The organism is Rhodovulum euryhalinum (assembly GCF_004342445.1).
GTDB lineage: Bacteria > Pseudomonadota > Alphaproteobacteria > Rhodobacterales > Rhodobacteraceae > Rhodovulum > Rhodovulum euryhalinum.
This window is the reverse complement of the sequence record NZ_SLWW01000013.1, coordinates 25,034-51,347: the sequence shown is the minus strand read 5'-3', so window position 1 is coordinate 51,347 and position 26,314 is coordinate 25,034. Positions and strand designations below refer to the sequence as shown.

Below are 26,314 nucleotides of genomic sequence, written 5' to 3'. Positions count from 1 at the left end.
GGATCGTGAACATTCGACGAACCAGCGGAGATCCTAGCAATGCGCGTGCTTCTGGTTGAAGACGACCCGACAACGGCCAAGAGCATCGAGCTGATGCTGACCCACGCCAACCTGAACGTCTACACGACCGACCTGGGCGAGGAAGGCATCGATCTGGCCAAGCTCTATGATTACGACCTGATCCTTCTCGATCTGAACCTGCCCGACATGAACGGCCACGAGGTGCTGCGCCAGCTTCGTCTTGCGCGGGTCGACACGCCGATCCTGATCCTGTCGGGCGCCGCGGATACCGAGAACAAGATCAAGGGCTTCGGCTTTGGCGCCGACGACTACATGACCAAGCCGTTCCACCGCGAGGAACTGGTCGCCCGCATCCACGCGATCATCCGGCGGTCCAAGGGCCATTCGCAATCGATCATCCGCACCGGACGGATCGAGGTGAACCTGGATGCCAAGACCGTCGATGTCGAGGGCAAGCCGGTGCACCTGACCGGCAAGGAATACCAGATGCTCGAACTTCTGTCGCTGCGGAAGGGCACGACGCTGACCAAGGAGATGTTCCTCAACCATCTCTATGGCGGCATGGACGAGCCCGAACTCAAGATCATCGACGTGTTCATCTGCAAGTTGCGCAAGAAGTTGGCGCAGGCAACGGGTGGCGAGACCTATATCGAGACCGTCTGGGGCCGCGGCTACGTGCTGCGCGATCCGGAACCCATGCGCGGCGAGTTGCCGAAGTCGATCGCGCTTGGCGCATAATCCGCACGCGGTCCGATGGGCCGCTGGAAATCCTTCCGCAGCGCCCCTATCACTGAGCCCGGGGAGCCGCGGGAAAGCGTATGACGGCCGAGACACCTGTCGAGCATTTGACCGAAGCGGCGGCGCGGGCGGAGCTGTTCCGTCTTGCGCAAGAGATCGCGCGGGCCGACGACGCCTATCACCTGAAGGACGCGCCGGAGATCTCCGACGCAACCTATGACGCGCTCAAGCGGCGCAATGCCGCGATCGAGGCGCGATTCCCGGCGCTGAAGCGGCCCGACAGCCCTTCCGACCGCGTGGGTGCCGCGCCCGCCGAGGGATTCGCAAAGGTCCGGCACGAACGGCGGATGCTCTCGCTCGCGAATGCCTTCGCGCCCGAAGAGATCGCCGAGTTCGACGCCCGCATCCGCCGATACCTGGGCCTCGCCCCCGACGCGCCGCTCGTCTACACCGCCGAGCCCAAGATCGACGGGCTGTCGCTGTCGCTGCGCTACGAGGGCGGGCGCCTCGTGCAGGCCGCGACCCGCGGCGATGGCGAGACCGGCGAGAACGTCACCGCCAATGCCCGCACCCTGGCCGACATCCCCGACCGGATCGACGGCGCGCCCGAGATCCTCGAGGTGCGCGGCGAGGTCTACATGTCCCACGCCGATTTCGAGGCGCTGAACGCCCGCCAGGCCGCGGCCGGGCAAAAGACCTTCGCCAACCCCCGCAACGCCGCCGCAGGATCGCTGCGCCAGCTTGACCCGGCGATCACCGCGTCCCGCCCGCTGAACTTCTTTGCCTATGGCTGGGGCGCGCTCAGCGCGCCGCTGGCTGACACCCAGAAGGGCGCGATCGACCGGCTGGCGGGGTTCGGCTTTCCGGTCAACCCGCTGACGGCGCTGTGCGACGGTCCCGACGCGCTGATGGCGCATTACACCGCCATCGAACAGCGCCGCGCGACGCTTGGCTACGACATCGACGGCGTGGTCTACAAGGTCGACGACCTGACCCTGCAAGAGCGACTGGGGTTCCGGTCCACCACGCCCCGCTGGGCCATCGCGCACAAGTTTCCCGCGGAACTGGCCTGGACGCGGCTGGAGAAGATCGAGATCCAGGTGGGCCGCACCGGGGCGCTGTCGCCGGTGGCGCGGCTGCATCCCGTGACGGTCGGCGGCGTCGTCGTCTCGAACGCGACGCTGCACAACGAGGATTACATCGCCGGGCGCGATGCCAAGGGCGATCCGATCCGCGACGGCAAGGACATCCGCGAAGGCGACTGGGTGCAGGTCTATCGCGCAGGCGACGTGATCCCCAAGGTGGCCGATGTCGACCTGTCGAAGCGGCCCGAGGGCGCCCTGCCCTATGCCTTTCCCACGACCTGCCCGGAATGTGGCTCGGACGCGATCCGGGACGAGGGCGATTCCGTCCGCCGCTGCACCGGCGGCCTGATCTGCCCTGCGCAAGCTGTCGAACGGCTGAAGCATTTCGTCAGCCGCGGCGCCTTCGACATCGAGGGGCTGGGCGCGAAACAGGTCGAGATGTTCTACCGCGACGAGACCCTGCCGATCCGCGAACCCGCAGACATCTTCACGCTGCAAGACCGTGACGCGCGGAACCTCAGCAAGCTGAGAAACCGCGAGGGCTGGGGCGAGAAATCCGCCGCGAACCTGTTTGCCGCCATCGACGCGCGCCGCACGATCCCGCTGAACCGGCTGATCTTCGCGCTGGGGATCCGCCATGTGGGCGAGGTGAACGCCGACCTTCTGGCCCGCAACTACCTGACGTGGCAAGCCTTCGAGTCCGCGATGACCAACGCCACCGTGGGCGAGGGGGCGGAGTGGGCGCATCTGCTGTCCATCGACGGGGTCGGCCGGGTGCTGGCCGAAAGCCTAGTGACCGCCTTCCACCAGCCCGCCGAGCGCGCCTCGATCGACCGGCTGGTGGCGCATCTGACGATCGAGCCCGTCCAGCCCCGCGGGCAGGTCGACAGCCCCGTCGCGGGCAAGACCGTGGTCTTCACCGGCACGCTGGAGAAGATGACCCGGGCCGAGGCCAAGGCCCGGGCCGAGGCGCTGGGGGCCAAGGTGGCGGGGTCGGTGTCCAGGAAGACCGATCTGGTCGTCGCGGGGCCGGGGGCAGGGTCCAAGGCGAAACAGGCGGCCGAGCTTGGCATCGAGACCATCGACGAGGAGGCGTGGCTGACCCTCATCGGGACCGCATGAGCGGGCGGCCCGACATCCTGTTCCCGCTGTTCGGGGAGCTGACGGGGCTTGAGGGCGTCGGCCCCAAGACCGCCAAGCTGCTGGCGCAACTCGACATTGAGAAGCCGCGCGATCTGATCTTCACGCTGCCCCATTCGGGGGTGGATCGGCGGCGGCGGGCCTCCCTTCGCCAGGTGCCCCCGGGCGAGGTGGCGACGGTCGAGATCGAGGTGCTGCGCCACGAACCGCCGCGCAGCCGGGGCCGGCCCTGGCGGGTGCAGGTGCAGGATGCCGAAACCGCCTTCACGCTGGTCTTCTTCCACGCCCGCGGCGAGGCGCTGCGCCGGATCCTGCCCGAGGGCGCGCGGCGGGTGATCTCGGGCAAGGTCGAGCATTTCGACGGCATGATCCAGATCGCCCATCCCGACCACATGCTGCCCCCCGACCAGGCCGAGGCGATCCCCGATTTCGAGCCGGTCTATCCGCTGACCGGGGGCGTCAGCCTCCGGCAGATGACCCGCGCGGTTCAGGCCGCGCTCGACCGGCTGCCCGACCTTCCCGAATGGATCGACCCCGCGCTGCGCGCCCGCGAAGGCTGGCCCGTCTGGGCCGCGGCGCTGCGGACGGCGCATGCGCCGCTCGGTCCGCGCGAGCTTGCGGCCACCTCGCCCGCGCGGCAACGGCTGGCCTATGACGAGCTCTTCGCGCACCAGTTGACGCTGGCGCTGGCGCGGGCCTCGGTGCGGCGGGGCAAGGGGCGGGCAAGCCTTGGCGACGGGCGGCTGAGGGCGCGCGTGCTGGCCGCGCTGCCCTATGCGCCGACGGCCGCCCAGACCCGCGCCATCGACGAGATCGCCGCCGACATGGGCCAGCCCACGCGGATGACCCGGCTGTTGCAGGGCGATGTCGGCGCGGGCAAGACGCTGGTCGCGCTGATGGCGCTGCTGGTCGCGGTCGAGGCGGGCGGGCAGGGCGTGATGATGGCGCCCACCGAGATCCTCGCCCGCCAGCACCTGGCCAACCTGCGCCCGCTGGCCGAGGCGGCCGGCGTGGTGCTGGAGATCCTGACCGGCCGCGACAAGGGCACCGAGCGGAGGGCGAAACTCGCCGCACTGGCTGCGGGCGACATCCAGATCCTCGTCGGTACGCATGCGCTGTTCCAGAAGGACGTGGAGTTCCAAGACCTGCGCCTGGCCATCGTCGACGAACAGCACCGCTTCGGCGTGACCCAGCGGATGGAACTGGCCGCCAAGGGGCAGGGGGCGGACGTGCTGGTGATGACCGCGACGCCGATCCCGCGCAGCCTGGCGCTGGCCAGCTATGGCGACATGGACGTGTCGGTGCTGGACGAGAAACCGCCGGGCCGCACGCCGGTCAAGACCGCGCTGATCTCGGCCGGGCGGATCGACGAGGTGGTGGACCACCTGCGCCGCGCCATCGCCGAGGGGCGGCAGGCCTACTGGGTCTGCCCGCTGGTCGAGGAATCCGAGGCCGTGGACCTGACCGCCGCCGAGGACCGGTTCACGCGGCTGCGCGCCGCGCTGGGGGAGGGCCGCGTGGGGCTGGTCCACGGCCAGATGCCCGCCCCCGACAAGGACGCGGCGATGGCCCGTTTCCAGGCGGGCGAAACGGCGGTGCTGGTCGCGACCACGGTGATCGAGGTCGGCGTCGACGTGCCCAATGCCTCGATCATGGTGATCGAGCGCGCCGAAGGATTCGGGCTGGCGCAGCTTCACCAGTTGCGCGGCCGGGTCGGACGGGGCGCGGCGGCCTCGACCTGCCTGCTGATGTATCAGCCGCCGCTGACCGAGGCCGGGCGGCGGCGGCTGGAGATCCTGCGCGAAACCGAGGACGGGTTCCGCATCGCCGAAGAGGATCTGGCGATGCGCGGCGCGGGCGATCTGATCGGCACCGCGCAATCCGGCCTGCCGCGGTTCCGCATCGCGGATCTGGAACGGCAATCGGCGCTGATGGCGCTGGCGCAAAGCGATGCGCGCAAGCTCTTGGCCGACGATCCGGGGCTGGAGAGCGGGCGCGGCCAGGCCGCCCGCGTGCTGCTCTGGCTGATGGAACAGGACCGGGCGATTCGACTCATAAAGGTCGGTTGAGGGCGCTTTATCCTCGGATGTTCACTTATGTTCTTAAAAAGTTCTTTACAATTTGAACGAACCGTGAGAACAAAGAGGCAACAACGCGACACAGCAGGAGGACGACCCATGATCACAGACCTCGCCAACGCCATGTCCCGGTGCCGCCGCACGCTCTGGCAGGACGCGCTGGGGGCCGCCGCCCTCATGGTCACGCTGTTCGCAGGCCTTCACCTGCCCGCGCTGTTCTGAGGATTTCACTGCCCGCTGTCTGTGCCTGCGCCCCTCCCCAGGGGGTTTGGGAACCTGCCTCTTCCTGACCTGACGCACGGACCGCACCCCTGCCGCCGCCTCCGTCCACCGGAGCGCGGCGGTTTTTTTGTCAGGCGCAGGCGGCGGCTTCGGCGGCGTCGAAGGCTTCCAGCGTCGCCTCCAGCGCCAGCAGGATCGAGGCGTGGCGGTTCTTGTAGTCGCGCGCGGGCGCCAGCACCTCGAGCCCGTCGAACGGCGCCTCGGGCGGCGGGCCGTTCTCCTTGAGCATGGCCTTGAGCTGGTCGCGGGCGCGTTCGACCTCGGCCCGGGTGCGGCCGACGATCGCCGCGCCCACCACGGCCGCCGCCGCCTGGCCCAGGGCGCAGGCCTTGACGTCCTGACCGAACCGCGTGATCCGCCCGTCCGCAACATCCAGGTCCACGCTGACGGTCGAGCCGCAGAGCGGCGAGCGCTTGCGCGCGCTGGCCATCGGCGCATCGAGCCGGCCCAGATGCGGAATGTCGGCCGCCAGCGCGAGGATGCGCTGGGAGTAGAGCTTGACGAGATCGGTGTCGGCGGTCATGGCGTTCCCTTCTGTCCGCGTGTCGCATAAATAACCCCGGCGCGTCCGTTTTCAAAGGAGTTGCCGATGTCCTTCGATCCCGCATCGCTGCGCTATGACGCGGCCGGGCTGATCCCCGCCATTGCCCAGGACGAAGCCGGCGCGGTGCTGATGCTGGCCTGGATGAACGCCGAGGCCGTGGCCCGCACGCTGGAGACGGGCCGCGTCACCTACTGGTCGCGCTCGCGCCAGGCGTTCTGGGTCAAGGGCGAAAGCTCGGGCCATGTCCAGCGGCTGATCGAGATGCGCGTCGATTGCGACCGCGATTGCCTGCTGGTCATCGTCGAGCAAGAGGGCCCGGCCTGCCACACCAACCGGCGCAGCTGCTTCTACACCGCGATCCGCGGGGGCGAGGAAGTGGAGATCATGGCGCCCGTGGCCGGCTGAGGTCAAAGCCCGACCAGCCGGCGGATGTCGGCGGGGGTCGCGCCCTCTGCGCGCCAGGTGGCGATGGCGCGCGCGTCGTCGCGTTTGGCCAGCCGCTTGCCGGTGTCGTCGGCGATCAGCCGATGGTGGTGGTAGGCGGGTGAGGGAAGGCCCAGAAGCGCCTGAAGCAGAACGTGAATCGGGGTTGCGGGAAACAGGTCCTCGCCGCGCACGACCTCGGTGATGTGCTGGAACGCGTCGTCGACCACCACGGCCAGGTGATAGGAGGTGCCGATGTCGCGCCGCGCCAGAACCACGTCGCCCACGGTGTCGACCAGCGTCTCGGCCCGAAGGTCGTGGCGGCCCGCGTGGGCCGGGCCGGTATCGGTGAAGGCGGGCAGGGGGCCAAGGCGGGCCAGCGCCGCGCGCATGTCCAGCCGGATCGCGTCATCGGGGCCCGCCTCGGCCATCGGGCGGCCGCGGCATGTGCCGGGATAGACCGGCCCGTCGGGGCCCAGAACCGGCGCGTGCGGGGCCGAAAGGGCCGCGCGGATGTCGGCCCGGCGGCAGCGGCAGGGATAGGTCAGCCCCATCGCCGCCAGCCGGCCGAGCGCCGCGGCATAGGCCGGCAGGCGTGTGGACTGGCGCAGCACCGGGCGCGGCCAGTCGATTCCGAGCCAGGCGAGATCCTCGAAGATCTGCGCCTCCCACGCGGGTTTGCAGCGGGCGGTGTCGATGTCCTCGATCCTCAGCAGCATCCGGCCACCGGCCGCCCGCGCCCTCTCGAACGCCGTCAGCGCGGAGAAGGCGTGGCCAAGGTGCAGGGGCCCGGTGGGCGAGGGCGCGAACCGGGTGCGCGCCTCAGCCATGGCCGAGCCAGGCGTGCCAGTCCGCCTTGGCGCGGTCGGTATAGGCCTTGTAGCGGTCGCGGCGGCCGCGGCGCCCGGCCTTGAGCCCATCGACCGGCGGAAACAGCCCGAAATTGACGTTCATCGGCTGGAACGTCTTCGCCTCGGCACCGCCGGTGATATGGGCGACCAGCGCGCCGGTGGCGGTGGTCGGCGGCACCGGGGGCAGCGCCCGGCCCGTCAGTTCGGCGGCGGCCAGCCGGCCCGCCAGCAGGCCCATCGCCGCGGATTCGACATAGCCCTCGACCCCGGTGATCTGGCCGGCAAAACGGATATGGGGTTTCGGTTTCAGCCGCAGTTCGCAATCGAGCAGTGTCGGAGAGTTCAGGAAGGTGTTGCGGTGGATGCCGCCAAGACGCGCGAACCGGGCACCCTCAAGCCCTGGAATCATCCGAAAGACATCGACTTGTGCGCCGTACTTCATCTTGGTCTGGAAGCCCACGATGTTGTAGAGCGTGCCCAGCGCGTTGTCGCGGCGCAACTGCACCACGGCGTGGGGCTTGACGTCGGGCGCGTGCGGATTGGTCAGGCCCACCGGCTTCATCGGCCCGTGGCGCGGCGTCTCGCGGCCGCGTTCGGCCATCACCTCGATCGGCAGGCAACCGTCGAAATACCCGGCGGTTTCACCTTCGTGGAACTCGGTCTTGTCGGCGGCAAGAAGCGCGTCGATGAAAGCCTCGTACTGGGCGCGGTCCATCGGGCAGTTGAGATAGGCGGTGCGCTCGGCCTCGGTCTCGCCCTTGTCGTAGCGCGACTGGAACCACGCCTTGGACAGGTCCACGCTGTCGGCATGGACGATGGGCGCGATCGCGTCGAAGAAGGCCAGCGCCTGCGTGCCCGTCTCGGCCCGGATCGCCTGACCCAGCGCGTCCGAGGTCAGCGGGCCGGTCGCGATGATCCAGTGACCAGCGGCGGGAAGAGACGTGATTTCAGATCGTTCCAGCGCGATCCTCGGGTGCGCAAGCAGCCGCTCGGTCACCGCCAGGGCAAAGGCTTCGCGGTCGACCGCCAGCGCGCCCCCCGCGGGCAGGCGATGGGAATCGGCCATCGCCATGATCAGCCCCCCCGCCGCGCGCATCTCCCAGTGCAGCAGGCCGACCGCGTTCTGCTCGTCATCGTCCGAGCGGAACGAGTTCGAGCAGACCATCTCGGCCAGGCGGTCGGTCTGGTGGGCAAAGGTGCCGGTGCCGGGGCGCATCTCGTGGATCACCACGTCGATGCCCGCTTGCGCGGCCTGCCAGGCGGCCTCGGAGCCCGCCATGCCGCCGCCGATGATGTGAAGGAGGTCTGCCATGGCCCCGATCTAGCGGCCGGGACGGCGGAAGGAAAGGGGGCTCAGGCCGACCGGCGGATCGTGCCCGGCGCGTAGGAGATCACCTTGTCGCTGGCCTGGATCTCGGCCAGCGCGGCGCGGGTGGCAGCCAGTTCCAGCCGGGTGCGGGACAACTCGTCCTCGGCATCGAACCCGGTGGCGCCGCGCCGGCGCGGTGCCGCACAGGTTCCGGCCTTGTCGCCGAGCGCGATCATGACCAGCGTGCCGACCATCGCAAGCTCGACCCAAAGGGTCTGGCGCGCCATCGGCAGGAAGAACAGCCCCGCATGGGAGAAAAGCGCCGAGCACACCGTATAGATCCCGAGCGTCAACGCCGCCGGCCGCACGATCCGGCCGACGAACAGCGCCACGCCGGTCAGCCAAACGACGGTGATCGCGGCCCAGGAAGCGACCGTCGCGGTTTCGGCCCGGGGCACGAAATCGACGCCTTCGGGCATGACGATGATCCCGGTCGCGTGGGCAATGAAATACGAGGCGACCAGCATCCGCGCCGTGGACAGCGCACGACACGAGGTCGCCTGCACGAGGGGCGATTTGCCGGTCATGGATGCGGAAATCCCTTCGGTGGCAGGTCGGTGTTCGCTCGCTTCAAATCTGAGCAGAGCATTCCGGCGACTTCTTGACGAAATCCTGACCGCGCACCGCAAAAACGGCCCGAGAGCGCCGCAAGCCGTGTCTTTTTGACGGCATGGTGAAAAGAGGCTTAACCGCGGGCGCTCCTCAGTCGCCCGCGTCCGCCTCTTCGCCCTGATCGGCGATCCAGGCGACCGAGACGACCTCTTCGCCCGCACCGGTGTTGAACACCCGCACGCCGCCTGCGCTGCGCGAGCGGAACGAGATTCCCTCGACCGGGCAGCGGATGGACTGGCCGGTCGAGGTGACCAGCATCACGTGATCGTCGATCTCGACCGGGAAGCAGGCGACCAGCGGCCCGCCCCGCAGCCCCTTGTCGATCGCCTGCACGCCCTGGCCGCCGCGGCCGCGGACGGGATAGTCGTGGGACGATGACAGCTTGCCGGTGCCCCGCTTGGTGATCGTCAGGATCAGGTCCTCGGCCGCCGACATTTCGGCATAGCGCTCGGGAGAGAGCTGGCCGCCGGCGACGGCCTCTTCGTCCTCGTCGCTCTCGTCCTCCTCGGTGACACCGGCCATCAGGCGGCGCTGCTTGAGGAAGGCGGTTCGTTCCTCGGGCGTGGCCTCGAAATGCCGGATCACGGCCATCGAGACGACCCGGTCGCCCGTGCCCAGCCGGATGCCCCGCACGCCGGTCGAGTCGCGGCCCTTGAACACGCGGACGTCGGTCGTGGGGAAGCGGATCGCCCGGCCGCCCGCGGTGACCAGCATCACGTCGTCATCCTCGGTCGCGATGCGGGCGTTCACCAGCGCCACGCCCTCGGGCAGCTTCATCGCGATCTTGCCATTGCGCATCACGTTGGTGAAGTCCGACAACTGGTTGCGCCGGACATCGCCCTCGGTGGTGGCAAAGACGATCTGCAGCTCTTCCCATTCCGTCTCGGGCCGGTCGACGGGCATGATCGCGGCGACCGACACGCCCGTCGCAATGGGCAGGATGTTGACGATCGCCTTGCCCTTGGAGGTGCGGCCGCCCTGGGGCAGGCGCCAGCATTTCAGCTTGTAGACCATCCCGTCGGTGGTGAAGAACAAGAGCGGCGTGTGGGTATTGGCCACGAAGAGGGTGGTCACCACGTCCTCTTCCTTGGTCTGCATCCCCGACAGCCCCTTTCCGCCGCGGCGCTGCGCGCGGAACTCTGCCAGCGGCGTGCGCTTGATCCAGCCGGACTGGGTGACGGTCACCACCATGTCCTCGCGCTCGATCAGGTCCTCGTCCTCCATGTCGCCGGACCAGTCGGCGATCTCGGTGCGGCGGGGGACGGCGAACTGGGCGCGGACCTCTTTCAGTTCGTTGGAGATGATCTCCATGATCCGGTCGCGCGAGCGGAGAATATCGAGGTAATCCTTGATCCTTGCGGCCAGTTCTTCAAGTTCGTCGGTAACCTCCTTGACGCCCAGCTGCGTGAGGCGCTGGAGGCGCAGGTCGAGGATCGCGCGGGCTTGCGTTTCGGACAGGTAATAGGTTCCGTCCTCGTTCATCTTGTGGGTCGGATCGTCGATCAGCCGGATATAGCCGGCGATATCCGCGGCGGGCCAGCGCCGCTCCATCAGCCGCATGCGCGCCTCGGCGGCATCGCTCGAGGCGCGGATCGTCGCCACCACCTCGTCCACGTTCGACACGGCGACCGCCAGACCGCACAGGATATGGCTGCGCTCGCGCGCCTTGTTCAGTTCATAGGCCGTGCGCCGCGCTACAACTTCCTCTCGGAAGCCTATGAAGGCGCTCAGGAATTGCCTGAGCGTCAGAGTCTCGGGCCGGCCGCCGTTCAAGGCCAGCATGTTGCAGCCGAACGAGGTCTGCATGGGTGTGAACCGGAACAACTGGTTCAGCACCACGTCGGGCGTCGCGTCGCGCTTGAGTTCGATCACCACGCGCACGCCGACCCGGTCGGATTCGTCCTGGACATGCGCGATGCCCTCGATCCGCTTGTCGCGGGCGGCCTCGGCGATCCGCTCGATCATCGTGGCCTTGTTCACCTGATAGGGGATCTCGTCCACGACGATGGCGAAGCGGTCCTTGCGGATCTCCTCGATCCGGGTCTTGGCGCGGATGATGACGCTGCCGCGCCCCTCCAGATAGGCCTTGCGCGCGCCGGACCGGCCAAGGATCAGCGCCCCGGTGGGGAAATCGGGGGCGGGGATGTAGTCCATCAGCTGTTCGGTCGAGAGGTCGGGATTCTCGATCAGCGCCAGCGTGGCATCCACCACCTCGCCCAGATTGTGCGGCGGGATGTTGGTGGCCATGCCGACCGCGATGCCGCCCGCGCCGTTGACCAGCATGTTGGGAAAGCGTGCAGGCAGGACGGTGGGTTCCTGGTCCTTGCCGTCGTAATTGTCCTGGAAATCGACCGTGTCCTTGTCGATGTCGGCCAGCAGCGCCCCGGCGGGCTTGTCCATGCGGACCTCGGTATAGCGCATGGCCGCGGCGTTATCGCCGTCCATCGAGCCGAAATTGCCCTGGCCGTCCAGCAGGGGCAGCGACATCGAGAAATCCTGCGCCATCCGCACCAGCGCGTCGTAGATCGCGCTGTCGCCGTGGGGGTGGTATTTCCCCATCACGTCGCCCACGGGGCGGGCGGACTTGCGGTAGGGCTTGTCGTGGGTGTTGCCGGTCTCGTGCATCGCATAAAGGATTCTGCGGTGCACGGGCTTCAGGCCATCGCGCAGATCCGGGATCGCGCGCGAGACGATCACGCTCATCGCGTAGTCGAGATAGGAGGTCTGCATCTCCTGCTCGATCGCGACCGTCGGCCCGTCATAGGCGGGGCGCCGGGGGGCGCCACCAGAGCCGTTTTCGTCTTCGTTATCGGGGGTTTCCGGCGTGTCGTTCACGTTTGGGCCCGGCCTTTTTCGGCTGCTCTACATCTTGTTGGCTGCACTCTATCAGAACCTTCATGTTGGGTGCAACGGCCGACGCGCCCGCACTTTGGCAGCGCTCTCACATGAGTGCCAACATACTGTTTTCATTGAAAATAAACAGCAATCCGGCATCATTGATTCATTAACGCGATCAGGAGGTTCACCCGTGCCGCAATCCGAGACCGAATTGATGCTGAAAGGCTATGGCCTGACGACGGCCGAATTCTTCTACCGGATGCCCGACTACCGCAACGTGCTGAACACGTTCGTCTGGCAGGACTATGACATCGCCCCCGATCACCCCCGGCTGTTCAGGTTTATCGAGTTCTGGCAGGAAACGATCGAGGGTCCGCTGCATTCGGTGCGGTTCACCCATCGCAAGATGATCTCACCCGGCGAATGGACCAATGTGGTGGGCGAATTCACCCTGCACTGAGACCCCCGCGCTCAGCCCCGGCTGAGCGCGAGACCCCACAGCCAGAACACCGCGAAACCCAGCGAGATCAGCACGTTGTAGCTGGCCATCGACAGGCCGAACATGGCCCATTGCACCTGGTCGCACAGCACGACCGGCTGAACCAGCGTCGGGTCGAGCATCTGTTCGGGCGTCATCCCGCGAAAGCCCGCGACATCGCCCGAACAGGACGACGGCCCGGGCCACCATTTCCGCTCGACCCCGGTGTGATAGGCGCCCAGCCCGGCCGACACCGCCATCGTCACCGCGCCCGCCAGCGGCAGCATCCGCCCGCCCACGGCGATCGCCCCCATCCCCAGCAGCGTCGCGATCAGGTGCGGCCAGCGCTGCCACAGGCACAGCTTGCAGGGCGCAAGTCCGACGACATACTGGAACCAGTAGCCTGCGAACAGCACCCCCAGCGAGCCGGCCGCCGCCAGAAAGATCGCCCTGTTGCGCGTCATCCTCACAGGAACCTCACCGCGTAGAATCCGCCGATCAGCAACACCACGAACAACGTGAACAACAGCCCCAGATAGCGCTCGATGAAGGCGCGGATCGGCGCTCCGAACTTCCACAACAGGGCGGCCAGCACGAAGAAACGGATACCCCGCGCGATCACGCTGGCCACCATGAACACCCCGAGATTCAGCCCCGTCAGCCCCGACAGGATGGTGATGACCTTGTAGGGGAAAGGCGTGATGCCCGCGATCAGCACGGCCCAGGCGCCATAGTCGTTGTAGCTGTCCGAGAAGGCGTCGAAATAGGCGTCCTTGCCGTAGAACTCCAGCACCGGGCGGCCGACGCTTTCGAAAAAGCCCCAGCCGATCACATAGCCCGCCAGACCGCCCAGCACCGACCCCACCAGCGCCACCCCGGCGATCACCCAGGCCCGCGAGGGGCGGGCCAGGATCATCGGGATCATCAGCACGTCCGGCGGGATCGGGAAGACCGAGCTTTCGACGAAGGCCACGACGAACAGCGCACGCAGCGCGTGCGGGCTTTCGGCCAGCGACAGGGTCCAGTCATAGAGGCGGCGGAGCATGGGTCGTCGGCCCTTGGTTCGGTCGGGCTCCACAAGCCACGGCCACGTCCCGGCGTCAAGACGAAGGGGCTGTGCGCAGGCGCGCGCTGCCGGTAAGCTTGGGGAAAGGTCGGGGGGAGGCAAGGCGATGCGGTGGCAGGGGCGGCGCGGCAGCCGCAACATCGAGGACCGTCGCGGGCAGCGCGGCGGTGCGATGCAGGTCGGCGGGATCGGCGGTCTGGGGCTTGTGGCAATCGTGCTGATCGGCTGGTTCCTGGGTGTCGACGTGACGCCCCTGGTGCAGGGGCAACTTGATCCGCAGGGGCGGGCGGCCATGGGCCCGGCCGAGCTGACCGAGGCGGACAAGCTGGCGGGCGAGTTCGTTTCGGTGACGCTGGCCGATACCGAGGAGGTCTGGGCCACGCTGTTCGCCGACAAGCTGGGCGCGCGCTACGAGCCGCCGGTTCTGGTGTTGTACAAGGGCGTGACCGGGTCGCCCTGCGGCGGGGCCTCGGGGGCGACCGGTCCGTTCTACTGCCCGCTCGACCGCAAGATCTACCTGGACACGGCATTCTTCGCGACGCTCGCGCGGCAGATGGGGGCCGGGGGCGATTTCGCCGCCGCCTATGTCGTGGCCCACGAGGTCGCGCACCATGTCCAGAACGAGATGGGTATTCTCGGGCAGGCCAATGCGGCGCGTGCCCGGATGGCAGAGGCGGACGCGAACGAGATGTCGATCCGGATCGAGCTTCAGGCCGATTGCCTCGCGGGCGTCTGGGCGGCGCATGCCGAGGCGCGGTTCCGCAGCCTGGAACCCGGCGACATCGCCGAGGCGGTCAACGCCGCCGAACGGATCGGCGACGACACGCTGCAACGCGCCGCGGGGCGGGTGCCCATGCCCGACAGCTTTACCCATGGCAGTTCCGCCCAGCGCCAGCGCTGGTTCACCCGCGGCTATGACAGCGGCGAACCGGGCGCCTGCGACACGTTCGGGGCCGATCGGCTGTAAGCCTGCCGGATTGACCGCGGCGCAGGCGCGCGCTAATCGAAGCGCGTGGCCCGAGTGGCGGAATGGTAGACGCAGGGGATTCAAAATCCTCCGCCGCAAGGCGTGCGAGTTCGACTCTCGCCTCGGGCACCACCCCTCTTTCCGATTGATACGGATGGTACTGATTCGTCGGATGCGGTTTCCACGCCGGGGCCAATCGGCCGGTTGGCGGGAAACCGGTTCCGACCCGTGTCGTGGCAGGGCTGGCGGATCGGGCGAGCGACCGGCAGGGCGCCGCGGTGGTATCCGGCGACAATCATGCCCCGGTTCGCCCAGAAGCTGTGACCGGTCCCCCGGGGCCGGCGCGGATCGTTCTCGCCTTGGCGACGATGGTCCCCCGGATCGTTTCGCCAGCGGCAACAATGTCAGGGGACCAACGCTGCAACTCCCTGCTCCGAAACGTGTTTTCGTCTTTCTTCGGCCCTCTTTCCGCCGAATTCCGCTTTGGCGGGGCCGGGGTTCGGCATACCCTGAACGGGCCTTGCTGAGGGGGGGCGATCGGCTGCGGGCCATGGGGGTGGCCGCAGGAAAAGGCCGGGGCGCCGTGCCACGTCTGGACCCGTGTATTGCCGCGGGGACCGGGGTGGGTGAAGACGCGGCGCTCCGGCCGGTTTGAAGCGAGGGGATGGGGGTCCCTGCGGTGGACCGGGCTGGGGGCTGGCCGGGGCGGCATTTGCGCCCCGGCCAGCCGCCGGGTGCGGGGCCGTGCCCATGATGTCGCACCGGCTGGACAGCCGCCCCGGCTTGCAGGCAGTTTGGCCGGGTGGCCAAAGGGGCCGGACGGGGGCGAAGATGACCGACGAGACGGAAACCTGGCACCTGATGCCGGTGGCGATCCTCGCGATCCTCTGGAACCTTGCGGGCTGCACCGACTACATGCTGACCCAGTATGGCGTCGCGCCCTATCTGCAGATCTTCACCCAGAGCCAGGCCGACTATTTCACCGCGCTGCCTGCGGCGGTGGACGGGGCCTGGGCGATGGCGGTCTGGGGCGGGCTTGCGGGCGCGGTGATGCTGTTCCTGCGGCTCGGAAGCGCGCCCTGGGTGCTGGGGATGGCGGCACTGGCCATGATCGGCTGCGCGGGGTGGCTGATCCTTTTCGCGACGCCGCCGCTGGCGGCCGTATCGGGCCTTTTCGGGGTGACGATGATCGCGGGCGCGGCGGGGATGGCGGTGCTGTTCTATCTTTATGCGCGCCGGATGCGGGTCTCGGGGGCATTGGCTTAAGCCGATCTGGGCGTTTGCGCGCCGCGCCAGGCTAGTATCCGGTCCGGGCACGCCAGCCCGCCCAGTCCTCGGGCGTGTCGAGATCGGTCACCGCGCGGCGGCCGGGCAGGGGGCAGGCGCGCACGGTTTCGCCGGCTAGAACAGCGCGCCCCCCGGTGTCGCCCGTGACCGCCACCAGCGCGTCGAAGCAGCGCGCGGGAAAGATCACAGGGTGGCCCGCCTCGCCGGTCTCGGCGGTGGCGCGCAGCGCGGTGTCGGGCGCCTCGTCGAACTGGCGCAGCATCAGCGCGATGTCGGCCGTGACGATCTCGGGCATGTCGGGCAGCAGCACCATCAGCCCCGCGGCCCCCGCCGCGCGCGCCGCCTGCGCCCCGGCGCGCAGGGACGCGGCCATGCCCTCGGCCCCGTCGACATAGGTGGCGCGAAAGCCTTGCAGCCCCTCGAGCATCTCGGCGCGGGGTCCGCCAGCGTGCCGGGGCAGGGTCACCAGGACCGGCGCGTGGGTGGCCAACGCCGCGCGCAATTGGCGGCGCAGCAGCGCCTCGCCCTCGACCGGTTCCAGAAGCTTGTCGCGCCCGCCCATCCGGGAGGACGTCCCGGCCGCGGGCACGAGGATCAGCACCTTGCCCATGGTTCCAGACTAGGCCGGGCGTGACAAAGACGCAAACGCAGCACCGCCGGGTGGCAATTCCGGAAGATTCGGTTAATCTTGGTTAACGCTCGACGGGCAACCGGAGAGAATGGGGGATGGCCCGCTATATATCACTGAAGGTCGCCGCGCTCGCCCTTGCGGTGAGCGGTGGTCCGGCACTCGCGGTCGATAAGGCGCAGGTGGCGCCGCGCGGCGTTGCGGACTGGCTGCAGCGGCTGAGCCAGGAGCGGATCGTTCCCGCCTATTGCTGCAAGGTTTGCCGAAAGGGCAAGGCCTGCGGAGACAGTTGCATCAGCCGCGCCTACAATTGCCGAAAGCCACCCGGATGCGCCTGCGACGGGTGATCCGGCGCCGCGCTAGCGTTCCGGGATCAGCCCCCGCGGGCTGAACCGCAACACCAGCAGCAGGATCACCCCCATCGTCAGCAGCCGCATATGCGCGACGCTCTCCATCAGGTGGGCGCGCAGGCCCGATTCCTCGGCCATGCCCGAGGTCAGAAGCTGCATCAGGAATGCGCCCAGCGGTTCGACCTGCACCCAGAGGAACCAGATCAGGAAGCCGCCCAGCACCGCGCCCCAGTTGTTTCCCGACCCGCCCACGATCACCATCACCCAGACCAGGAAGGTAAAGCGCAGCGGTTGATAGGAGGACGGCGTCAACTGGCTGTCATAGGTCACCATCATGGCGCCCGCGAGGCCGCAGATCGCGGACCCGAGGATGAACACCTGCAGATGCCGCGCCTTGACGTCCTTGCCCATCGCCTCGGCCGCCACCTCGTTGTCGCGGATCGCGCGCATCATCCGCCCCCAGGGCGAGTTCAGCGCCTTTTGCGAGAGCCAGATCAGCGCGATCAGGACGACCGCGAAGAGGCCGGTATAGGCCAGCTTGACGACCAGCGTCGAGGCCGTAACTGCGTCGAGCCCGAGCGCCTCGGCCTGCGCCACGAAACCGGGATCGGCCTGCAGGTCCACCTCGTAGGGGACGGGGCGGGGCACGCCGATCACGTTCTTGACGCCGCGGCTCAGCCAGTCCTCGTTCTTGAGGACCGCGATCACGATCTCGGCGATCCCGAGCGTCGCGATGGCGAGATAGTCCGACCTCAGCCCCAGCGCGGTCTTGCCGATCACCCAGGCCGCGCCCGCGGCAAGCACCGCGCCCACCGGCCAGCCCAGCAGCACGGGCAGCCCGAGCCCGCCCAGATAGCCGGTCGCGGCCGGGTTCACCGCCTCGATCGCCTGCACCGCGGGATCGAAGACCGCGCGGAAGGCGAAGAAGCCCGCCACCAGCCAGCCCACCATCGCAAGCCCGCGCCAGCGTCCGGCCGGGGCCCGCCGCCACAGCACGATCGCGCCGATGATCACGCCAAGCCCCAGCGCCAGTGCCCCCACCATCCGCAGCCCGCCCGCCGCCCAGGCCTCGCCCACGGGCGGCATCGACACCAGCACCGCGCCCAGCCCGCCCAGCGCCACGAAGCCCATCACGCCCACGTTGAACAGGCCCGCATAGCCCCATTGCATGTTCACCCCCAGCGCCATGATCGCCGAGATGAGCCCGTAGTTCAGGATGAACAGCGCCGAGTTCCAGCTTTGCACGAACCCGGTGCCGAGGATCAGGAGCGCCACGAGGGCGAAAAGGGCCATGTCCCGGCGCGTCATACCGATTTCCCCCGGAAAAGCCCCGTCGGGCGGAACAGAAGGACGATCACGAGGATCACGAAGCTGACCGCGAACTTGTAGTCGGTCGACAGAAGCTGGACCAGCCCCTCGGGTTCCAGGCCCTCGGGCGCGAGATAGGTCAGCACCTTCTTCCAGGCATAGGTGACCGTCACCTCGGAGAACGCGATCAGGAAGCCGCCCGCGATGGCGCCGAGCGGGCTGCCGAGGCCGCCGACGATGGCCGCGGCGAAGATCGGCAGCAGAAGCTGGAAATAGGTGAAGGGCTTGAAGGTCTTGTCCAGCCCGTAGAGCACGCCGGCCACGGTCGCCAGCACCGCAACGATCACCCAGGTGATCGCGACCACGCGTTCGGGGTTGATGCCCGACAGCAGGGCCAGGTCCTCGTTGTCGGAAAAGGCGCGCATCGACTTGCCGGTGCGGGTGTAGGTCAGGAACCAGAACAGCGCCGCCACCACGATCAGCGCGGTGACGATGGTGATGCCTTGCGTGGTGCGGATCGCCAGCCCCTCGGCCAGCCCGGTCATCTGCCTGAACGTGCCCGCCGAGACGATGAACCGCTCGCCATCGGCAAAACGCTGGTCGTCCGGCCCGATGATGAACCGCACCAGCCCGTTCAGGATGAACATCACCCCCATCGACACGATCACCAGGATCACCGGCTTCGCCCGCTGCTGGCGGTAGAAGCGATAGACCATCCGGTCGGTCGCCAGCAGCAGCGCCGCGGTCGCGGCGATCCCCGCGGGCAGCGCCAGCAGCGCGGTCGGCAGCGGGCCCAGCGTCACGCCCATCGACTGCAGCCACCAGGTGACGAGGATCGTCACCATGGTGCCAAAGGCCATCGTGTCGCCATGGGCGAAGTTCGAAAAGCGCAGGATGCCATAGATCAGCGTGACCCCCAGCGCGCCCAGCGCAAGCTGCGCGCCATAGGCGGTTGCCGGGATCAGCACGAAGTTGGCAAAGGCAACAAGGGCGTTCAGCAGATCCATTACTCGCAGGTTCCGTGATATGTAACCGAGACGGGCCCCTGGGCCATGTGCCGGGTATAGCGCGCGGCACCGTCGGTGACGACGAGATAGGCCCGGCCGCCGCCATTCCCGCCCTGCAGGAACAACGTGCCGTTGCCCAGCGTGCCGAAGGCGTCGATATCGCCCGCGACCGAGGACAGCGTCGCGCGCGCCAGAACCACGCCCGCACCAAGCCCGCCCACGCGGCCCGTCACCTCAAGCGCGAAATCGGCCTCGGCGCAAGGCTCGGTCTCATGGCATTCCCGGACGAAGGCGCAGGCAAGGGCAAAGTCGTTGTCGGTGGCCTCGGTCGCCTGCTGGGCGGGCGCGGGCAGGGGGGGCGCCAGCGCGACAAGGGCCGCCGCAAGGGCGAAGGAACGGCAAGGGGACATGGCTTTTCTCCATGAAGGGACGCCGGGCTTGGCCGGCCGCAGATCGCGCGGTTCCGGATCGATCCTAGCCGGTTTTTCGGCCATTGCAGCGGTCAAGCGGCCCCCCGTCATCATTGGCGCGCCGCGCAGGTGCCGTGGATCGAGATCGACACCGCGCGCAGGTCGTCATCCTCCTCGCTCAGCGCGATCCGGTTGTGCCGGCTCAGAACAAAGCGCAGGTCGTCGAACACGGTCATCGCGCCGGCGCCCTGGCCCGGCTCAAGTGCCCCGCCCGCGGCCTGCAGCAGCACGCCCTCGGCCCCTGCGAGGCGGCGGAATTCGTAGAACCGTTCACCCTCGCCGGTGGTCAGCACGACCTTGTCGCCCTCGTCGGCGCCGACATCCAGCGCATAGATGATCCCGATCGTCTCGCAGGCCGCATCCAGATCGGCGACGCAGGCCCGCTGGGCGGTGCAGTCCAGCGCCAGCGGCGCGGCCGCGGCAGGTGCTGCAAGAAATACCGCCAATCCGATGATTGAAAACGGTTTTGCCATCTCAGCCCCCCAGAAAGGTGCGCCGCACCTCCGCGTCGGCCAGCAGCGCACGGCCGGTGTCTGTATAGGCGTTGCGCCCCTGCACCAGCACATAGCCCTTGTCCGCGATCTCCAGCGCCTGGCGGGCGTTCTGTTCCACCATCAGGATGGAAATGCCGGTGCGCGCGACCTCGATGATCCGGTCGAACAGCTCGTCCATCACGATCGGGCTGACACCCGCGGTCGGCTCGTCCAGCATCAGCACGGTCGGTCGGGTCATCAGCGCGCGTCCCACGGCCACCTGCTGGCGCTGCCCGCCCGACAGTTCGCCCGCCGCCTGCCGTCGCTTTTCCTTGAGGATCGGGAACAGGTGATAGACCTCCTCGATGGTGCCCGAGATGTCGTCGCGGCGCAGGAACGCGCCCATTTCCAGGTTTTCCTCGACGCTCATCGAGGTGAAGATGTTGCTGGTCTGCGGCACGAAGGCCATGCCCTTGGCCACGCGCGCCTGCGGCGTCAGGCGGGTGATGTCCTCGCCGTTCAGCCGCACCGCGCCCGATTGGATGTCCAGCATCCCGAACACCGCCTTCATCGCGGTCGACTTGCCCGCCCCGTTCGGGCCCACGATCACCGCGATCTCGCCCTTGTCGACCGCCACCGTGCAGCCATGCAGGATATCCGCACCGCCATAGCCGCCGGTCATCCGGTCGCCGATCAGGAAAGGTTCAGCCATCCGCGCGTGCCCCGTCCTTCTTCTTGGCAAAAATACTCAAATCCGCCCTTTCCGCCCGCGCAACGCCGCTCAGGCCGTGCCTTCCGCCTTCAGCTTGTTCTTCAGCCCGGTGCCCAGATAGGCCTCGATCACCGCCTCGTTCTGCATGATCTGGTCGGCGCGGCCCTGGGCCAGCACCTTGCCCTCGGCCATCACGATCACCGGATCGCACAGCCGGCCGATGAAATCCATGTCGTGCTCGATCACGCAAAAGGTGTAGCCGCGTTCGCGGTTCAGACGCACGATGGCATCGCCGATCGTGTTCAGAAGCGTCCGGTTCACGCCCGCGCCCACCTCGTCGAGGAACACGACCTTGGCATCCACCATCATCGTGCGGCCAAGCTCCAGCAGTTTCTTCTGCCCGCCGGACAGGTTCCCCGCCTTCTCATTGGTCAGGTGGTCGATGGTCAGGAAGTCCAGCACATCGTCGGCCTTCCGTGCCAGCGCCTTTTCTTCCTCCGCCACGCGGCCGCGCCCGAACCAGGCGTTCCACAGCGTCTCGCCCGACTGGCCCGCGGGCACCATCATCAGGTTCTCGCGCACCGTCATCGAGCTGAATTCATGCGCGATCTGGAAGGTGCGCAACAGCCCCTTGTGGAACAGGTCGTGCGGCGGCAGGCCGGTGATGTCCTCGCCATCCATGGTCACGCGACCGCTCGTCGGCGGGAGCACCCCCGCGATCACGTTGAACAGCGTCGACTTGCCCGCGCCGTTCGGCCCGATCAGCCCGGTGATCGAGCCCGTGGCGATCTCGATCGAGGCCCCGTCGACCGCGTGGAAGCCGCCGAAATGCTTGTGAAGGTTCTCTACCCGGATCACGTGTCGGTCCCCCGCGCCATGGCGCGCGTGATTAGCCTAAAGGAACGGCCCGGAAAACCCCCGGGCCGCCTGTTCTTTCGGTCAGGATCGTCGCCCGCCGCCCTCAGCGGTAGCCAACGACCTTCAACTCGCCGTTCTCGAAGGCGACCTCGCGGTACGAGCCCGAGCTTTCGCCCGGTCCGATCAGCTCGATCGCCGAGGCGCCCACATAGTCCACATCGCCGCCCGCGGCGAGGATTTCCAGCGCCTTGGCCAGTTCACCGGGCAGGATCGGCTCGCCTGGGGCGTTGGCGATCTCCATCAGCTTGTCCTTGTAGACGTTCGGATCGGCCGAACCCGCCGCCTGCATCGCCAGCACCATCAGCGCGCCCGCATCATAGGCTTCGGCCGAGAAGGCCGAGGTTCCGTCGAAGCCCGCCGCCTGGGCCATCGCGGTGAACATGTCGCGGCCCTCGCCCGCCGAGGCCGGGTTCTGGCCGAACGAGCCGTCGATCGAGGACCCGAAATTTCCCACCAGCGCGTCGCCCACCATGCCGTCGGGGAACACGAAGGTGTCGAAGGCGCCGGTATCCAGCGCGGCCTGCACCACGCCCGAACCGCCCTGGTCGACATAGCCCACCACGACCAGCGCATCGCCGCCCGCAGACGCCAGCGCGCCCACCTCGGCCGAGTAGTCCGCCTTGCCGTCTTCATGCGCGGCGTTCAGCGTGACCGTGCCGCCCTTGGCCGCAAAGGCCGCGGCAAAGCTGTCGGCCAGCCCCTTGCCGTAGTCGTTGTTGGTATAGCTGACCGCGACCGTGTCGATCCCCTTTTCCAGGATGATGTCGGCCATCACCTCGCCCTGGCGGGCATCGGAGGGCGCGGTGCGGAAGAACAGGCCGTTATCCTCGATCGAGGACAGCGCCGGCGAGGTCGCCGAGGCCGAGATCGCGACGATACCGTTCGGCACCGCGACATTCGTCACCACCGCGCCTGTCGCGCCCGAGCACATCGGGCCGAGCAGACCCGCCACCCGGTCGGACGTCACCAGCCGTTCGGCCGCGGCGGTCGCGGCGGCGGCATCGACGCAGGTGGAATCGCCGCGGATCGCGGTGATCGTGCTGCCCCCGAGGAAAAGACCAGAGTCGCTGGCCTCCTTCAGCGCAAGCTCGTGGCCCGAGGCGATCGGCGGGGCGAGGGATTCCAGCGGGCCGGTGAAGGCGGCAAGCACGCCAACCTTGACCTCTTCGGCAGAACCGGCGCCGGCCATCAGGCCCAGCGCGGCGGAGGCCATCAGCAGCTTCTTCATGTGTTGCAACTCCCGTGTTGGTACGAAAACCGCCCGCCAGACTAAGCGGGGGCGCGGCAAAAGGGAAGGGCGGGCAGAGGGCGCACCTATTCTGGCGCCTCGGCCCGGTCGGTCATCGTGTAGTCGCGCGCGATACGGAACACGCGCACCGTCTCGGCGCCGTCGGCGGCCATCGCGGCGGCGCGCTCCGTGGCCTCGGCCCCGTCGCCGGCCTCGGTCAGGGTAACGAAGCGGCCGGGCCGGGTGACGCTTTCGAAGGCGCGGCCGATGCGGGAGGGGGCCGTGCCATAGGCCGCGATCAGCCAGCGCCCGGGTTCCGCGGGCAGCGTGCCCGGCCCGGGCAGGCACAGTTCCTGCGGGCCGACGCGGATGCGGTACGCCTCGAAATGGATGCGCCGCCCCGCCCATTGGCTGGCCCGGTGGGTCATGTCGCGCCGCCAGGCCAGGATCGCGGCCTCGTCCTGCCAGAGCTGGTGCGACAACAGCGCGTCCGGCGCGTCGAGCGGGCGGAAGCGTTCGAGATACAACAGCCCCCGGTGCCGCGCGAGGACGGGTTTCAGCCGGTCCACATGCGCGAAATACTGGACCATGTGGCCGGGTTTCGGGCGGACGTCGAAGAACAGGCAATGCATCTGGTCAGGGGCTCGTTCCCGCAAGCCGGGTCCGCCCAGAGTGACCGGAGCGGGCAGGGCAAGGCAAGGGCTATCGGCGTCCGGCCGGACGCTCCCGCCCCGGCCCGCACGGGGCTTGCGCCCCGTTTGTCCGGCGTCGGGCCGGGCCGCGCGCGATGCGCGCGGCTGCCTCCGGCGGGAGTATTTGGGCCAAGAAGAAGCCGGGGACGGTGTTCAGGTCTCGGCGCGTCCGCCCCGGCTGCCCCGTTCGCGATAGGGCGTCGTGCGGTAATGCGCCCGGTAGCATTTCGAGAAATGGCTGGGCGAGGCGAAGCCGCAGGCCAGCGCCACGTTGATCACGCTCATGTCGGTCTGCATCAGCAGGTTGCGCGCCTTGGCCAGCCTCAGTTCCATGTAGTACCGCTTGGGGCTGCGGTTCAGGTAGCGGCGGAACAGCCGTTCCAGCTGGCGTGTCGACATGCCCGCGTCGCTTGCCAGCGTCGCGGGCGAGATCGGGTCCTCGAGGTTCTTTTCCATCACCTGGATCACCTGGGACAGCTTGGGATGGCGCACCCCGATCCGGGTCGGGATCGACAGCCGCTGGGTGTCCTGGTCGGTGCGGATCGAGGAATAGATCAGCTGGTCGGCCACGGCATTGGCCAGGTCCTCGCCATGGGCCGCGGCGATCATCGTCAGCGCGAGGTCGATCGACGCGGTGCCGCCCGCCGTCGTCATCCGGTTGCCGTCGATCACGAAGACCGACCGGGTCAGCTCGATCTCGGGGAAATCCTCGGCGAAACTGTCCTGGTTTTCCCAGTGGATCGTCGCGCGGCGTCCGTCCAGCAACCCCGCGCGCGCCAGCGCATGCGCCGCGGTGCACAGCCCGGCGATGGTGCCGCCCTTGCGCGCCTCGCGCCGCAGCCAGCCGACCAGCCGCCGGGTGGTCGCCTGCTGCACGTCGATCCCGCCGCAGACCAGGACGGTTTCGTCGCGGCCCAGCGCGTCCAGATCCATGTCGAGCGCGATGCGCGCGCCGTTCGAGCAGGTCGCCCATTCGCCGCCTTCGCCGGCCAGGCGCCAGCGGTAGAGCGTCTTGCCCGACATCCGGTTGGCGATGCGAAAGGGTTCGATCGCACCGGCGAAGCTCATCATCGTGAAGCGGTCGAGCAGGACGAACACAAGGTCCGTCGTGCGGCGGCCATCGGCCGCCACCTCGACAAGGTCGCTGTCCCGGGCCCGTGCCGCCACCTGTTCCTCCGCGCCTGACGTCCCAGCGAAAACAGGTTTGCCGCGGGGGATCAAGACCGCGACAGGGGAATTGGTGGTGGCGGGGGCGGGCGCCTGCCCCTATAAGGCGCCTCGGAATGCCGAAGACCTGCGGAGCGAGAACAATGACGACCTGGCAGAAATCCGACTGGCGGTCCCGTCCCCGGGTGCAGATGCCCGACTATCCGGATCAGGCGGCGCTGGACGCCGCCGAGGCGCAACTGGCAAAGTATCCGCCGCTGGTCTTTGCGGGCGAGGCGCGCAACCTGACGGCCAAGCTGGGCCAGGCGGCGCGGGGCGAGGCGTTCCTGCTGCAGGGCGGCGACTGTGCCGAGAGCTTTTCGGAATTCTCCGCCGACACGATCCGCGACACGTTCAAGGTGCTGCTGCAGATGGCGGTGGTGCTGACCTGGGGCGCCAAGCTGCCGGTGATCAAGGTCGGCCGGATGGCCGGCCAGTTCGCCAAGCCGCGCTCGGCCCCGACCGAGATGGTGGGGGGGATCGAACTGCCCAGCTATCGCGGCGACATCATCAACGGGTTCGAACCGACGACGGAAGCGCGCCTTCCCGATCCGACCCGGATGCTGCAGGCCTATACCCAGGCCGCGGCCTCGCTGAACCTGTTGCGCGCGTTTTCCAAGGGCGGCTTTGCCGATATCCACCGGGTGCATGCCTGGACGCTGGGCTTCACCGACCGCGACGAGGCCGAGAAATACCGCGACATGGCCAACCGGATCTCGGACACGCTGGCCTTCATGACCGCGGCGGGGGTGAATGGCGACACGATGAGTTCGCTGTCGGTGGTGGATTTCTTCACCTCGCACGAGGCGTTGCTGCTGGAATACGAAGAGGCGCTGTGCCGGGTCGATTCGACCTCGGGCAACTGGGTGGCGGGGTCGGGCCACATGCTGTGGATCGGTGACCGGACGCGGCAGGTGGATGGCGCGCATGTCGAATACTGCCGCGGCGTGCTGAATCCGATCGGGCTGAAATGCGGTCCCTCGATCACCGAGAGCGACCTCAGGACGCTGATCGAGACGCTGAACCCGAAGAACGTGCCGGGGCGGCTGACCCTGATCGCGCGGTTCGGCGCGGGCACGGTGGGCGACCACCTGCCGCGGCTGATCCGGATCGTGCGCGACATGGGCGCCGAGGTCGTGTGGACCTGCGATCCGATGCACGGCAACACGATCAAGTCGGCCACCGGGTTCAAGACGCGGCCCTTCGAGTCGGTGCTGCGCGAGGTGCAGGAATTCTTTGCCGTCCACAAGGCGGAAGGCACCATCCCGGGCGGCGTGCATGTCGAGATGACCGGCAAGGACGTGACCGAATGTACCGGCGGCGTGCGCGCGGTGACCGACGAGGACCTGTCCTCGCGCTATCATACCGCCTGCGATCCGCGGCTGAACGCGTCCCAGGCGCTGGAACTGGCGTTCCTCGTGGCCGAGGAACTGGCGAACCGCAACGGCGAGGGCGCGGCGGCCGCGGCGCTCTGAGCCTGTCAAGACGACACTGAAAAGGCGGCACGGCCGCCTTTTTTCATGGGCAATCCGGAACGGCCCGC

Annotated in this window: 27 protein-coding genes and 1 tRNA gene; 11 read left to right on the top strand and 17 right to left on the bottom strand. The window is 68.3% G+C overall.

Annotation, left to right across the window (positions count from 1 at the left end; genetic code table 11):
- Positions 1-39: 39 nt before the first annotated feature.
- The 4 genes from ctrA (at position 40) to EV655_RS19030 (ending at position 5,284) form a co-directional block, all read left to right on the top strand.
- Positions 40-759, top strand: a complete 720-nt coding sequence (gene ctrA, locus EV655_RS14820; protein WP_132546140.1) for a response regulator transcription factor CtrA — start codon at positions 40-42, stop codon at positions 757-759.
- A gap of 80 nt (positions 760-839) precedes the next feature.
- Complete coding sequence (ligA, locus tag EV655_RS14815; protein WP_132546139.1) at positions 840-2,966, top strand: NAD-dependent DNA ligase LigA; 2,127 nt, start codon at positions 840-842, stop codon at positions 2,964-2,966.
- A complete protein-coding gene (gene recG / locus EV655_RS14810; RefSeq protein ID WP_132546138.1) occupies positions 2,963-5,053 on the top strand; it encodes an ATP-dependent DNA helicase RecG in 2,091 nt (696 codons plus the stop codon). Before ligA ends, recG begins: the two co-directional genes overlap by 4 nt.
- 108 nt (positions 5,054-5,161) lie before the next feature.
- Positions 5,162-5,284 (top strand): hypothetical protein, encoded by a 123-nt coding sequence (locus tag EV655_RS19030; protein ID WP_279389343.1) that lies wholly within the window; start codon positions 5,162-5,164, stop codon positions 5,282-5,284.
- 130 nt (positions 5,285-5,414) lie between these two features.
- Here EV655_RS19030 and EV655_RS14805 read toward each other — a convergent pair whose 3' ends face one another.
- Entirely contained in the window at positions 5,415-5,867 is a 453-nt protein-coding gene (locus EV655_RS14805; protein WP_132546137.1) for an iron-sulfur cluster assembly scaffold protein, read from the bottom strand.
- Positions 5,868-5,933: 66 nt separating this feature from the next.
- On the opposite strand from EV655_RS14805, the gene hisI reads away from it, so the two are divergent.
- Complete coding sequence (gene hisI / locus EV655_RS14800) at positions 5,934-6,293, top strand: phosphoribosyl-AMP cyclohydrolase (protein WP_132546136.1); 360 nt, start codon at positions 5,934-5,936, stop codon at positions 6,291-6,293.
- Positions 6,294-6,295: 2 nt separating this feature from the next.
- On the opposite strand, the gene gluQRS is transcribed toward hisI, so the two are convergent.
- From gluQRS to gyrA, 4 genes are all read right to left on the bottom strand, one after another.
- Positions 6,296-7,141 carry a tRNA glutamyl-Q(34) synthetase GluQRS gene (gene gluQRS, locus EV655_RS14795; protein ID WP_132546135.1) on the bottom strand — a complete coding sequence of 282 codons (846 nt, stop codon included), beginning with the start codon at positions 7,139-7,141 and terminating at the stop codon, positions 6,296-6,298.
- Positions 7,134-8,474, bottom strand: coding sequence for a methylenetetrahydrofolate--tRNA-(uracil(54)-C(5))-methyltransferase (FADH(2)-oxidizing) TrmFO (gene trmFO / locus EV655_RS14790; RefSeq protein ID WP_132546134.1), 1,341 nt, complete (start codon positions 8,472-8,474; stop codon positions 7,134-7,136). The genes gluQRS and trmFO overlap by 8 nt, the downstream gene beginning before the upstream one ends.
- 41 nt (positions 8,475-8,515) lie before the next feature.
- Entirely contained in the window at positions 8,516-9,058 is a 543-nt protein-coding gene (locus EV655_RS14785; RefSeq protein ID WP_132546133.1) for a DoxX family membrane protein, read from the bottom strand.
- 175 nt (positions 9,059-9,233) lie between these two features.
- Positions 9,234-11,978 (bottom strand): DNA gyrase subunit A, encoded by a 2,745-nt coding sequence (gyrA, locus tag EV655_RS14780; protein ID WP_132546132.1) that lies wholly within the window; start codon positions 11,976-11,978, stop codon positions 9,234-9,236.
- A 193-nt stretch (positions 11,979-12,171) separates the two neighbouring features.
- Here gyrA and EV655_RS14775 point away from each other — a divergent pair, with 193 nt between their 5' ends.
- Positions 12,172-12,441: an usg protein gene (locus tag EV655_RS14775; RefSeq protein ID WP_132546131.1), complete on the top strand. Its 270-nt coding sequence runs from the start codon at positions 12,172-12,174 to the stop codon at positions 12,439-12,441.
- An 11-nt stretch (positions 12,442-12,452) separates the two neighbouring features.
- Here the strand turns inward: EV655_RS14775 and EV655_RS14770 are convergent, their stop codons facing one another.
- On the bottom strand, positions 12,453-12,923 hold the full coding sequence (locus tag EV655_RS14770) for a disulfide bond formation protein B (RefSeq protein WP_132546130.1): 471 nt from the start codon (positions 12,921-12,923) through the stop codon (positions 12,453-12,455).
- A gap of 2 nt (positions 12,924-12,925) precedes the next feature.
- Positions 12,926-13,504, bottom strand: coding sequence for a YqaA family protein (locus EV655_RS14765; RefSeq protein ID WP_132546129.1), 579 nt, complete (start codon positions 13,502-13,504; stop codon positions 12,926-12,928).
- A gap of 127 nt (positions 13,505-13,631) precedes the next feature.
- Between EV655_RS14765 and ypfJ the strand changes: the two genes are divergently transcribed.
- The 3 genes from ypfJ to EV655_RS14750 all read left to right on the top strand — a co-directional run bounded on the left by ypfJ (position 13,632) and on the right by EV655_RS14750 (position 15,758).
- Positions 13,632-14,492, top strand: coding sequence for a KPN_02809 family neutral zinc metallopeptidase (gene ypfJ, locus EV655_RS14760; RefSeq protein ID WP_132546128.1), 861 nt, complete (start codon positions 13,632-13,634; stop codon positions 14,490-14,492).
- A gap of 48 nt (positions 14,493-14,540) precedes the next feature.
- Positions 14,541-14,624: transfer RNA gene (locus tag EV655_RS14755), tRNA-Leu, on the top strand.
- Between the two features lie 699 nt (positions 14,625-15,323).
- Positions 15,324-15,758, top strand: a complete 435-nt coding sequence (locus EV655_RS14750) for a hypothetical protein (protein ID WP_132546127.1) — start codon at positions 15,324-15,326, stop codon at positions 15,756-15,758.
- Positions 15,759-15,789: 31 nt separating this feature from the next.
- Here EV655_RS14750 and EV655_RS14745 read toward each other — a convergent pair whose 3' ends face one another.
- Positions 15,790-16,389: a nucleotidyltransferase family protein gene (locus EV655_RS14745; protein ID WP_132546126.1), complete on the bottom strand. Its 600-nt coding sequence runs from the start codon at positions 16,387-16,389 to the stop codon at positions 15,790-15,792.
- A 116-nt stretch (positions 16,390-16,505) separates the two neighbouring features.
- Between EV655_RS14745 and EV655_RS14740 the strand changes: the two genes are divergently transcribed.
- Complete coding sequence (locus EV655_RS14740; RefSeq protein WP_132546125.1) at positions 16,506-16,754, top strand: hypothetical protein; 249 nt, start codon at positions 16,506-16,508, stop codon at positions 16,752-16,754.
- Between the two features lie 12 nt (positions 16,755-16,766).
- Here EV655_RS14740 and EV655_RS14735 read toward each other — a convergent pair whose 3' ends face one another.
- The 9 genes from EV655_RS14735 to EV655_RS14695 form a co-directional block, all read right to left on the bottom strand.
- Positions 16,767-18,050 carry a branched-chain amino acid ABC transporter permease gene (locus tag EV655_RS14735; RefSeq protein ID WP_243645095.1) on the bottom strand — a complete coding sequence of 428 codons (1,284 nt, stop codon included), beginning with the start codon at positions 18,048-18,050 and terminating at the stop codon, positions 16,767-16,769.
- 11 nt (positions 18,051-18,061) lie between these two features.
- Positions 18,062-19,072, bottom strand: coding sequence for a branched-chain amino acid ABC transporter permease (locus EV655_RS14730; RefSeq protein WP_132546123.1), 1,011 nt, complete (start codon positions 19,070-19,072; stop codon positions 18,062-18,064).
- Positions 19,072-19,482 carry a hypothetical protein gene (locus tag EV655_RS14725; RefSeq protein ID WP_132546122.1) on the bottom strand — a complete coding sequence of 137 codons (411 nt, stop codon included), beginning with the start codon at positions 19,480-19,482 and terminating at the stop codon, positions 19,072-19,074. Before EV655_RS14725 ends, EV655_RS14730 begins: the two co-directional genes overlap by 1 nt.
- Positions 19,483-19,592: 110 nt before the next feature.
- Positions 19,593-19,988, bottom strand: a complete 396-nt coding sequence (locus tag EV655_RS14720) for a hypothetical protein (protein WP_132546121.1) — start codon at positions 19,986-19,988, stop codon at positions 19,593-19,595.
- Between the two features lie 28 nt (positions 19,989-20,016).
- Complete coding sequence (locus EV655_RS14715; RefSeq protein WP_132546120.1) at positions 20,017-20,727, bottom strand: ABC transporter ATP-binding protein; 711 nt, start codon at positions 20,725-20,727, stop codon at positions 20,017-20,019.
- A gap of 69 nt (positions 20,728-20,796) precedes the next feature.
- Positions 20,797-21,585 (bottom strand): ABC transporter ATP-binding protein, encoded by a 789-nt coding sequence (locus tag EV655_RS14710; protein ID WP_132546119.1) that lies wholly within the window; start codon positions 21,583-21,585, stop codon positions 20,797-20,799.
- Between the two features lie 103 nt (positions 21,586-21,688).
- Positions 21,689-22,873, bottom strand: a complete 1,185-nt coding sequence (locus EV655_RS14705) for an ABC transporter substrate-binding protein (RefSeq protein ID WP_132546118.1) — start codon at positions 22,871-22,873, stop codon at positions 21,689-21,691.
- An 86-nt stretch (positions 22,874-22,959) separates the two neighbouring features.
- Positions 22,960-23,505, bottom strand: coding sequence for an antibiotic biosynthesis monooxygenase family protein (locus tag EV655_RS14700; protein WP_132546117.1), 546 nt, complete (start codon positions 23,503-23,505; stop codon positions 22,960-22,962).
- A gap of 213 nt (positions 23,506-23,718) precedes the next feature.
- Entirely contained in the window at positions 23,719-24,636 is a 918-nt protein-coding gene (locus EV655_RS14695) for a GlxA family transcriptional regulator (RefSeq protein WP_132546197.1), read from the bottom strand.
- Positions 24,637-24,875: 239 nt separating this feature from the next.
- Here EV655_RS14695 and EV655_RS14690 point away from each other — a divergent pair, with 239 nt between their 5' ends.
- Entirely contained in the window at positions 24,876-26,246 is a 1,371-nt protein-coding gene (locus EV655_RS14690; RefSeq protein WP_132546116.1) for a class II 3-deoxy-7-phosphoheptulonate synthase, read from the top strand.
- Positions 26,247-26,314: the final 68 nt, after the last annotated feature.